The sequence below is a fragment of the Acaryochloris sp. IP29b_bin.148 genome (assembly GCF_028285565.1).
Taxonomy (GTDB): domain Bacteria; phylum Cyanobacteriota; class Cyanobacteriia; order Thermosynechococcales; family Thermosynechococcaceae; genus Acaryochloris.
Map to the genome: position 1 here is coordinate 1 of NZ_JANQOY010000196.1, position 9,365 is coordinate 9,365.

Below are 9,365 nucleotides of genomic sequence, written 5' to 3' on the forward strand. Positions count from 1 at the left end.
GAGACGTGAGGTTATTCCACTTCTGTGCGGAGTGATTAAACGAAGATACCGCCATAATTTCCGGGTATAGGCATTGCTAGATTTGAAAATAATTAAAGCTTGATTTTTAAAGTGATTTTGTAGTATTTGATACGGCTCTCAAAAAACAAATTAATTCAGGCATTCCTATTTTTTGTAAATACAAAAACCCCATTAGCATCGTCGTGGTTTTCTGTTTCACAACTGTTCAGACAGATGGAAAGAGAAATCGGGGGTAAACGGATAAAATCCTACTTAAAACCATAAGAAGTTTGCTTTCAAAGGCTTTTACACCCAATACAACCTGTCTAGATCACGGTTTTGAGGCAAAACTAAGTCCTGCCTAGTCTCTTCTTCTAATTCAGAATCCAGTCGTTTATAGAGTTAGCTTAAAGTCTTACACTTGGACTTATCCTATTGTTTTCAAGATATGAATTATTTTTACATCTTAAAAAGGTAAACAGAAGTAATTAGAGTTTTTTTGTTTAGCAAGTTTGTTTAAATAGATTATTTTTTATACTCACTTCAAATCCTATCAGCCTACCTATCCTCAAAGCATTGGAAAATCTTTAGCAATGATGGGACTTTCTTTCGGTTGGCGTTAACTAATCGAGGTAGACCCGGCCTCCGGCCCCTTGTATTATTTTTGGCTTTGCCGCCACGCTTGGGGGGAAACCCCATGAATTCGGCGAAACTGACGAATAAAGTAGCCCACATCGGTGTAGCCAATTTTCGACGCAACCTGTTTGATGGATGCATTCGTATCCAACAACAGTTGGCGGCCTTGCACCATCCGGCGTTCAATAATCCACTGTTTAACAGAACGGCCTGTTTGACTATTGACCAGGCTGGTCAGGTAAGCCGGAGAATAGCCAACCACCTGGGCGACGTCCTGAAGCTGAATCGGCTGCTGATAATGGTCTTCAATAAATTGAAAGATAGGATTGAGTCGAGGACAATCAGGAAAAATACGAGTGGGAGGAGATGCTTCTAGAGATTGCTGTTGGAAGTTGGCATGGCGCTGCAGACGAGTTGCGATCGCATCTAAAAACTGTCCCACTGTACAAGGTTTGGTCAAATAGTCATCCGCCCCCAGGTTCATGCCAACGCGCAGTTCAGCCATGGTTGCCTTTGCCGTCAGGAAAATAAATGGGATGCCCGCCGTATCAGCGCCTTGTCGCAGCTCAGTTAACACCTGATAGCCATCCATATCTGGCATCATAATGTCACAGACAATCAGATCCGGGTGGTGGGTTTGGGCCAACTTTACCCCATCCCAGCCACAGCTGGCCTCTAAAGCACCAAACCCCTCAAAGGCTAAACTGCTGAGGAACACCCTGCGAGTCTGGGCCTCATCCTCAATAATGAGAATCGTCTGGGTCATCGCTCCAGCTTCCATCAACCTGATCGTGGTTTCTGACGATCGCACAACCGTTAGTTAACCGCTTTATGGAGAGCGTTTTGGTGTAATGGATAACAGTTGGGAGCCCAAGGCTCACCCGCCCACGGCCCGTGAACTGGAACAGTTACGACGACAAAATGAACTGATTCTCAATTCCGTGGGGGAAGGGATTTATGGCCTCGATTTAGAGGGAAACGTCACTTTTGTGAATCCAGCCGCAGCGGAGATGATCGGTTGGCAAACCGCGGATCTGATCGGCCAGTCCATGCATCGGGTCTTGCATCATTCCCATCCCGACGGCAGTCACTATCCCCGCCAGACCTGTCCGATTTATGCCGCCTTTAAGGATGGGGTCGTTCACCGGGTCACTGATGAAGTGTTCTGGCACAAAGATGGTACCTCCTTTCCAGTGGAATATATCAGTACCCCCATGCAGGATGAGCAGGGACAACTCGTGGGGGCGGTGGTCACGTTTCGGGATGTTTCGGAGCGCAAGTGGGCAGAGCGGATTCTCCAGCAAACCAATGAAGCCCTGGAGCTCAAAGTCCAAGAACGAACTGCAGAGTTACTTCAGGCTAACCAACAACTACAAGAACTCAGTGAGTTGAGATCGCGCTTTGTCTCTATGGTCTGTCATGAATTTCGCAATCCATTGAATAATATTGCGCTGCTCGTTTCTTCTCTAGAGCGTTACCAGCAGCGTCTATCGGCCCATCAGAAGCAAGAATATTTGCAAGCGATTGTTGCCAATACAGACCGAATGACTGCCATGATCGATGATATTTTAGTGATCGGCAAAATTGAGGCTGATCAGTTGGCTCCTAAGTCTACTGAGATAGATGTGGCCCAGTTTTGTCAGGATTTACTGAAAGAGCTGCAACCCGCCACCCAAGGCCATCAGCTAGCGTTTACTTGCGATCATTCAAAGTTAGAGGCCGTCATTGATGAGCAGTTACTGCGCTCAATTTTGATCAATATCTTACACAATGCCATTCGCTATTCCCCGCAGGCAGGTTTGATTGAGTTGAAGTTAGTTCACGAACCACAGCAATTGACCTTCCACATCATTGATCGAGGATTAGGCATTCCCAAAGTCGATCAATCCTTGTTGTTTGAACCCTTTCATCGGGGCAAGAATGTAAGCAACATTCCGGGCACAGGTCTAGGACTGAGTATTGTCAAGCAATTTGTGGATTTATTGAATGGGACGGTTTCCTTTGAGAGTGTAATAGGTGTAGGCACAACATTTATCATTCAGCTACCGGTGAATATAAGCCAAGCCATGTACTAAGTCAAAGCTCCCAAAATGATGATCAATAGCACCGAAACATATTTTCCCGATCATCGGGATGTAGACAGCCTATAAGGACGCCTTCAGGAACTCTCACTTCTATACAAATATCAATAATGAAGTCAAAGAAAGAGCGACCATGCCGATATTTTTTATTATCGATATCGTTATAAATGTGGATATCATAGCTTCTGTCAGAGGCTTTATAGGTCCTGAGATCCCAACAAAGCATTGAATGATTATCTCCTGCACCGAAGAAATACGAAGAGTTCAGAAAATCATGATTTTCTTCACCTTCTTCAAGTCCTACCAAAGAAGCACTTCTCCAATCCATTTTTTCTTCATGATAGTCTCTTGAATCATCACGCGGACAATCAATAAATGTCTGGCTATTCTTAAATACAACCGAACCAAACACCTGACAAAAACTTTTAAATTCTTGAGGTAGTATAACTTTTGTTCTAGACTCAAATTCATTAAGCTCACCAATTGAAGAAGTCCGTGGCTTCCCGACTATTGAGAGTTTCTCAAATAATTCGAGCCACTTTTTATCAATACCTTCTTGTTTAAAATTCATAAGCAGTGATTTTCAAGGTGCTGCAATTCAAGAGCCACTTCCATAGTGATATCATCAACGCAATTCTCTAGAAAGATTTTCTGATACTTCAAGTTATCCAATTCAACTATTTTCTGGCAGAGCTAGAATCTTATCAGCAACGTATTCAGTCCGAACCTGTGACCATGGAACCTATCAAGTGCGGACTGGACTTCTGTCAACGTCTTGCAAAGGGGGTGATCAAGCATGCTGCGAAATTTAGGGGTGAGCTAACAGTATGGTTGCCTAACTATGGCTATACGACGATCTGACGCAATCAATCTGGATCTAAACCATAACAATCGGCCTATGCTAGGCTCAAGATTGGAGGACTAGCATGACATTTGCCAAGACTCAAACACTCACGTTAGAAGAGTTTCTTAAATTCCCAAATCTGGAACAATCGCCAGCTTGGGAATATGTCGATGGCGAGGCAGCTCAAAAACCAATGCCTAAAGTTCGACACTCTTTATTGCAAAAGCGGCTATTGACTAAATTAGATAATTTAGAGGGCCGTTATCTGACTTTACCTGAACTGCGCTGTACATTTGGGGGGCGCTCAGTAGTGCCTGACCTTGTGGTGGTGTCTTTAGAGAAAATTAAACTGAATGACTGGGGGGAGCCAGAAGATAACTTTACTCAGCCTCCAGATTGGTCAATTGAAGTTCTTTCTCCCGATCAGAATGCCAATCGTGTGATTGATAATCTGCTCCACTGCATACGCCATGGCGGTCTCTTGGGCTGGTTAATCGATCCAGATGACTATTCTGTGCTGGTATTAACACCTCACAAAGAGATAGAAATCTATCGGGGTGACCAACAGCTCCAAGGTCTAGATGGAATGAATTTAAACCTGACGGCAGAGGAAATATTTAGCTGGTTAAAGCTCGGCAAGAATTGAATCTTCTTGATGACACTCACTAACCAAATCCTTGCTTAGATGATCCTAGTGTCCAGATCATAATCTTTCCATCCCTACTTCCACCTGCTAGAAAATTCCCAGAGGGATGCCAGGCTAGACAAGCTGTTCCTGACGTTAAAGGCTTCAGCGTTTGGCTCACTTTTTTGGCCTTATGCCAAAGTAGAACACCCCCCTCATTACTCCCGGAAGCTAAAAGTTGGGAGTTTGGCTGAAACGCTATTGCCTTTACAAATCCTTGATGCTCCGCCAACACCTCATTGCTCCATTGGTTCCCCTTTCGCTGCCAAACGGTAATCCCATCCACACAGGCTGCTGCTAATAGTGGGGAACTGGAATCAGACCAGGCAATCGAACTCACCTTTCCTGGAAATCCCTGCATCAGCCAAGGCGGAGGTTGCCCCCACGCCAGTACCGAAAGGGTGCGATCCAGATTGCCAGAGGCCAGGTACTGCCCCTCCGCAGACCATCGGCAGGTAAGGCTCGCTCCTGGCACCTCAAATCGGACAGGGGGATTCTCTGGTTTCTGCACATCCCAGACTTTGACGCCGCTCTGACCACTGACGGCTAAATATTGTCCCGTAGGATGCCACGCTAAATCTAGAACAGTGGACGTTTCAAAGTCTAGGGTTGCCATCAGCTTTTGGTGGGAGAGATCCCAGATTTGCACCGTACGGTTGACGGGAATCGCCAACCACTCCTGCACCGGATGCCAGGCCAACTGCTCGATCCAATTGGCCCCATAGGACTCCTTAAACACTAGCTGAGGAAGGTCAGATTGCAGATCCCACGCTTGCAACAGGCCCGCTTCTCCTCCCACCGCCAGAAATTGATGATTGGCAGAGAAACCCACGCAATCACAGGTGCGATCGCACGCCCCTTGCAACTCAACCCGCTGCCGGTTAGGGCGATCTGAATCAGTCCACAGCACCACCTCTCCCGCCGCCGAAATCGCCGCTAAAGTGTGGCCATCTGCCGTCCAGGCTAACCCCCGCACATAGTCAGAGAGCTGATCTATGATCTGTAACCGAAACTGCGCTGTACTCACACTAAACAGGCTTGGAAAGAGGCTACTACATTCCCTAAGTACCCGGTTAATACGGTAACAGGGACAGCGGAAGATAAATTAACCATAATGAACCTGAATATAGTGTTTAGCCACTATCAACTTGGACTAATTGATGGGGGTGACCCCCCAACTTTCAATAATCAATACTCATGCTAGTCGTAAATAGCCTCTGTAACGACTGATACAACTGATACAGAAGAGACTTGATGATTGATTAAACTTGGATGCTAAAGATCTGTCAGGCAGTCAGCTTTACGACTCCCCTCTGGATCTCAGAAACGTCATTTCCTGACCGTAAACCGTGGGACGTAGACGCTGTTGACTTTTAAAGCGATTGGGGGCAAGGACTCATCAATGCCCCCAGTCGTTTTAGCTATATTTCAATATCAATGGCCAGCAGCGGCTTAGTTATTGGAATTGACCTGCTGCCTTAATTCATTAACACTTTGGGTCATCGCTACCAAAGCTTGCTGCATACTTGCCATATCAGCTCCCTCCGGAAGAGCAGGATTGGTGCCGGGTGCATTGGGCAATGGGAACGGGGGAAACGGAGGAAAACCTCCATCAAAGATAGAATCAACCTCCATCAAGCTAGCACCAGTAGACGTGGGAACTGCAGTAAAGAGTTGATCAAACTCTGTTTCGCCTGAGTTCGGTAAAAATGTGCCTCGATGTTCGGGGGTGAACAGTAACTGGCGATTGAGCAATGCCGGGAAAGGAAAGGGTTGTCTTACATGGATTTCGACATACCCTCTAAATTCAACAGCATCTACACTGGGGTCTAAATTTATAATATCAGGCTGTAGAATAATCAATCCTGTGTCATTGGCTTCAAGGTCGAAATTATAGCCATTATCTGCATCCAAACTACCAAAGTTGTTGCTACCCCCCGTATCTTCAATCACAATCAACTGACTTGAATTGAGTGAAGGGGTTGTAGCAGTGAATTTCAATCTGAGCTGAATATCAGAGTCATTGGGATTAGAAATCGTTAGAAAATATCCCTGAAGAATTTTTCGATTTGAGTTAGCAATATTACCCTCATTTGGCGTAATATCCTTGAGAAGTAATTCGAATGTTGACAATAGCATAGAGAGTCTCCTGAGATGGATGAATAAATGAGTAAGGCAAACACATCAATTCAATGGATATACATAGAGATATGATTTTCTCTAGAAGAATAGATGTGGAGGACTTTGAACGCGATAAATATCAATAGACCTAGAGAATGTCCAAGCCAAATTCTGCAAAAGGACCTTTCTTATCCCGATATAATTCGAGATAAGATCAGCAAAGCCATCCTATTCCTCAAGAGAAGGATAGGTATTTTTAGCTTGTATTTGCCTGGGTGGCCTTGCAGGGATCAAAGACCCCAATCCTGAGGCTTAAAATTCCAAATCTAAAGCTTATTTGACCAGATTTAATTTCCAGATGCCCTATAAAATACTTCAGGTAAATCTGAAGATTTTATGCAATTTATTTTGTGATTTTTGTCACTGAATATTTCTAAAATAAGTGCAATATATTTATTCGAGTGAATATATTTTTTTGCAATATCTCTTGCGTCGATTTAGCTCATTTTTTATTTAGAAAGCATGGGTCAACTTAGCCGATGAGATATGGCCACTAGCGATCGCGGCCCTCCAGTTTATTAGGGATTCCTTCACACCCTCCTGGTATGGTTGCCCTGGTTTTATGACCGCCCCAAGCACAACAGTAATAGCGCTGATCTTCAGATAGTCCTTCCGCTCTGGAAAAATCTGCATTTTCAATCACGGCTCCTGTCTGAGCGCCAGTTTTGTAGTTGGGAGGATTCATGCGATCGCGAGGTGTTGCGCCTTCCGCCGTTCCGTAGAAAAAGCGAGTTCGGGCAAGGTCTGTTTTGGCTAAATTGGCTCCATATAAAATACATCGGGATAAATTGGCCCGACCTAAATCGCAGCCTTGTAAATTGCTGTGTACCAAATTGGCTTCACTGATTTCAGTCCGCCGTAAATCGGTCCCTGACAAGTCTGTATTGGCCAGCATGCCCACCAAGTCAATCACTCGCACCCCATACTCTAAGTCTTCCTCATATCCCCCTAACCCATCGAAAATAGCGCGGCCTAATCTGCGATCACGCTTCAAGGGGGTTAACAGCTTAGAACTAGACAAAAACCGAATCACCTTGGCCTTACCTTCGGCACTGAGTCCCGTCAGAATCGCCGCAGTCCGTCCCTCTGCGATCGCCCGTTCCGGGGGCCAATCTTCCAGCAACCCCTCTTCATTGATCACTAGATCAGAAATGCCTTGGAAATAGGCATCAATCGTTTGTTGCTGGGTAATGCGGTTTTGTTGTTCTGTTAATTCTTTAGAGATGACATATTGTCGCCACGCCACATAAAGGGCCAAAAAAGCAACTAATATCTGTCCCACCGCCCCAAAGGAGTCTGCTAAAGCTCCCACAGCCTCCCAATTGACAGACCGCTCACCCAAGAGCAGGCGCGGTAACCCTGTCAACTGTACTACGCCAATCAGGGCAATCACACTCAGCAAACCGGCCAGAATCAGTTGCTGATTGCGAACCGAAACCCATTCCTGTAAGGCATCACTGAGTGGAGGCCATAGCACTCGCAAGGACAGCCACAACACCACCACTGCAGCGGGCAATCCGATCCATGGATTATGCAGCAGTAGCCCAATAATCAGGATCACGGTGGCAACTCCCGTGATCAGTTCTAGAGAAGATGAGGAGACGGGCGATCGCAAGTTGGCACTGGCAGCCTTTCTAAAATTCATCAAAGTAGCGGGTACGTCCCCTTTCCCATTCACGCCCGATAAAGAACGCTCTGCTTCGGTTGCCTGTTCAGAAATTGGCAGAGACCCTGTATTCTGCTGTTCCTCTGGATTGGGCGTTGGGGATGATGGCCGAGTCATGGCGTTTTAGAGAAAGACGACGAATACCGCTTTTATTTAATCGTAGTCTGCCCGAATCATGCAGATTGTTACCTTTTGACACGCAAGGTCATGTCCTTATCCCACCTATAAATTTTTCCGAGTTACTCTGCCCAGCCTGAGTTTTGGAGGTTTTACAATGGTCGTACGCCACTCAGTTTCAGAGGACAGTCCTGAAAAGGGGTTAAGTAATTCACCTCACAAAATCTGAAAGAACGAGGACCTTTTCAGATTATTGGTTCATTTAAATGGGTACTCTACGGACATTAGTTGATGCAAGATGTGGGGTAGTATCTCCCCTTATCACCAACGGTTAAATGTTAGCGAGTCAGTGTTTCCGGTGTTTAAGCTACTGCGATACTATTCCATCACCAGTTTTGCGGCGTTTGTGGTGGCGATTGTTACCTTGAATCAGTACACGAGAGATCGTGCTATCCAGAGCTTAGTTAAGGTCACTGAGAACAAGAATGTTGCCCTGACCCAATCCTTTGCCAATACCCTCTGGAAGACCCATGGGGCCTTCCTCAGCAATACTCGATCCCTGAATGAAAAACAGCTAAAATCCCATCCCCAAACCCTGAAGCTGACGGAGGATGTCGACGCTTGGGCCCAGGGACTCCCCGTGTTGAAAGTTAAGATCTTTGATCCGCAGGGGCGAACTGTTTTTTCCACCAGTGCCAAGCAAATTGGTCAGGACAAACGTAAATCGAAGGGATTTCAGACGGCTATTCAGGGCCAATCTCGCTCGTTCCTCAATCATAAAGACACCTTTACAGGTATGCAGGGCCGGGTGAAGGATCGCAACCTCCTGTCTAGCTATCTGCCTCTGCGACCCGATGGCCCAGAGAGCTCCATTGAAGGGGTATTTGAGCTGTATACCGATGTCACCCCGCTGTTGAAGCAGGTGGAAACAACTCAGCGCAATATTTTGTGGGGAACCAGCGGGGTGCTTGGGTTGCTGTATGCGGTCTTGCTTGGGATTGTGTATCGGGGCGATCGTATTATTCAAGAAAAAAATGCTGCTGCCGCTGCTGCTGCCCGAGCGAAAGACGACTTCTTGGCGATGATGAGCCACGAAATTCGCACGCCGATGAATGGCGTAATTGGAATGACTGGGCTGCTGCTGGATACGGAGTT

8 protein-coding genes are annotated in these 9,365 nt (G+C 46.0%); 3 read left to right on the top strand and 5 right to left on the bottom strand.

Annotated elements, in window-relative coordinates; translation table 11 throughout:
• Positions 1-658 precede the first annotated feature (658 nt).
• Entirely contained in the window at positions 659-1,402 is a 744-nt protein-coding gene (locus Q0986_RS17430) for a response regulator (RefSeq protein WP_299413396.1), read from the bottom strand.
• Between the two features lie 85 nt (positions 1,403-1,487).
• On the opposite strand from Q0986_RS17430, the gene Q0986_RS17435 reads away from it, so the two are divergent.
• Positions 1,488-2,711 carry a PAS domain-containing sensor histidine kinase gene (locus Q0986_RS17435; RefSeq protein ID WP_299413398.1) on the top strand — a complete coding sequence of 408 codons (1,224 nt, stop codon included), beginning with the start codon at positions 1,488-1,490 and terminating at the stop codon, positions 2,709-2,711.
• Positions 2,712-2,733: 22 nt separating this feature from the next.
• On the opposite strand, the gene Q0986_RS17440 is transcribed toward Q0986_RS17435, so the two are convergent.
• Positions 2,734-3,288 (bottom strand): SMI1/KNR4 family protein, encoded by a 555-nt coding sequence (locus Q0986_RS17440; RefSeq protein ID WP_299413400.1) that lies wholly within the window; start codon positions 3,286-3,288, stop codon positions 2,734-2,736.
• A 355-nt stretch (positions 3,289-3,643) separates the two neighbouring features.
• Between Q0986_RS17440 and Q0986_RS17445 the strand changes: the two genes are divergently transcribed.
• Positions 3,644-4,207, top strand: a complete 564-nt coding sequence (locus Q0986_RS17445; protein WP_299413405.1) for a Uma2 family endonuclease — start codon at positions 3,644-3,646, stop codon at positions 4,205-4,207.
• 19 nt (positions 4,208-4,226) lie between these two features.
• Here the strand turns inward: Q0986_RS17445 and Q0986_RS17450 are convergent, their stop codons facing one another.
• The 3 genes from Q0986_RS17450 to Q0986_RS17460 all read right to left on the bottom strand — a co-directional run bounded on the left by Q0986_RS17450 (position 4,227) and on the right by Q0986_RS17460 (position 8,210).
• Entirely contained in the window at positions 4,227-5,273 is a 1,047-nt protein-coding gene (locus Q0986_RS17450; RefSeq protein WP_299413410.1) for a WD40 repeat domain-containing protein, read from the bottom strand.
• Positions 5,274-5,698: 425 nt separating this feature from the next.
• On the bottom strand, positions 5,699-6,385 hold the full coding sequence (locus Q0986_RS17455) for a hypothetical protein (protein WP_299413413.1): 687 nt from the start codon (positions 6,383-6,385) through the stop codon (positions 5,699-5,701).
• 535 nt (positions 6,386-6,920) lie between these two features.
• Positions 6,921-8,210 carry a pentapeptide repeat-containing protein gene (locus Q0986_RS17460; RefSeq protein ID WP_299413418.1) on the bottom strand — a complete coding sequence of 430 codons (1,290 nt, stop codon included), beginning with the start codon at positions 8,208-8,210 and terminating at the stop codon, positions 6,921-6,923.
• Between the two features lie 298 nt (positions 8,211-8,508).
• On the opposite strand from Q0986_RS17460, the gene Q0986_RS17465 reads away from it, so the two are divergent.
• A partial coding sequence (locus Q0986_RS17465) for a histidine kinase dimerization/phospho-acceptor domain-containing protein (protein ID WP_299413421.1) occupies positions 8,509-9,365 on the top strand: 857 nt, incomplete at its 3' end.

Coding starts and splice junctions, on each gene's coding strand:
- Q0986_RS17430 (WP_299413396.1), bottom strand. CDS start 1,402: ATGACCCAGACGATTCTCATTATTGAGGATGAGGCCCAGACTCGCAGG.
- Q0986_RS17435 (WP_299413398.1), top strand. CDS start 1,488: ATGGATAACAGTTGGGAGCCCAAGGCTCACCCGCCCACGGCCCGTGAA.
- Q0986_RS17440 (WP_299413400.1), bottom strand. CDS start 3,288: ATGAATTTTAAACAAGAAGGTATTGATAAAAAGTGGCTCGAATTATTT.
- Q0986_RS17445 (WP_299413405.1), top strand. CDS start 3,644: ATGACATTTGCCAAGACTCAAACACTCACGTTAGAAGAGTTTCTTAAA.
- Q0986_RS17455 (WP_299413413.1), bottom strand. CDS start 6,385: ATGCTATTGTCAACATTCGAATTACTTCTCAAGGATATTACGCCAAAT.
- Q0986_RS17460 (WP_299413418.1), bottom strand. CDS start 8,210: ATGACTCGGCCATCATCCCCAACGCCCAATCCAGAGGAACAGCAGAAT.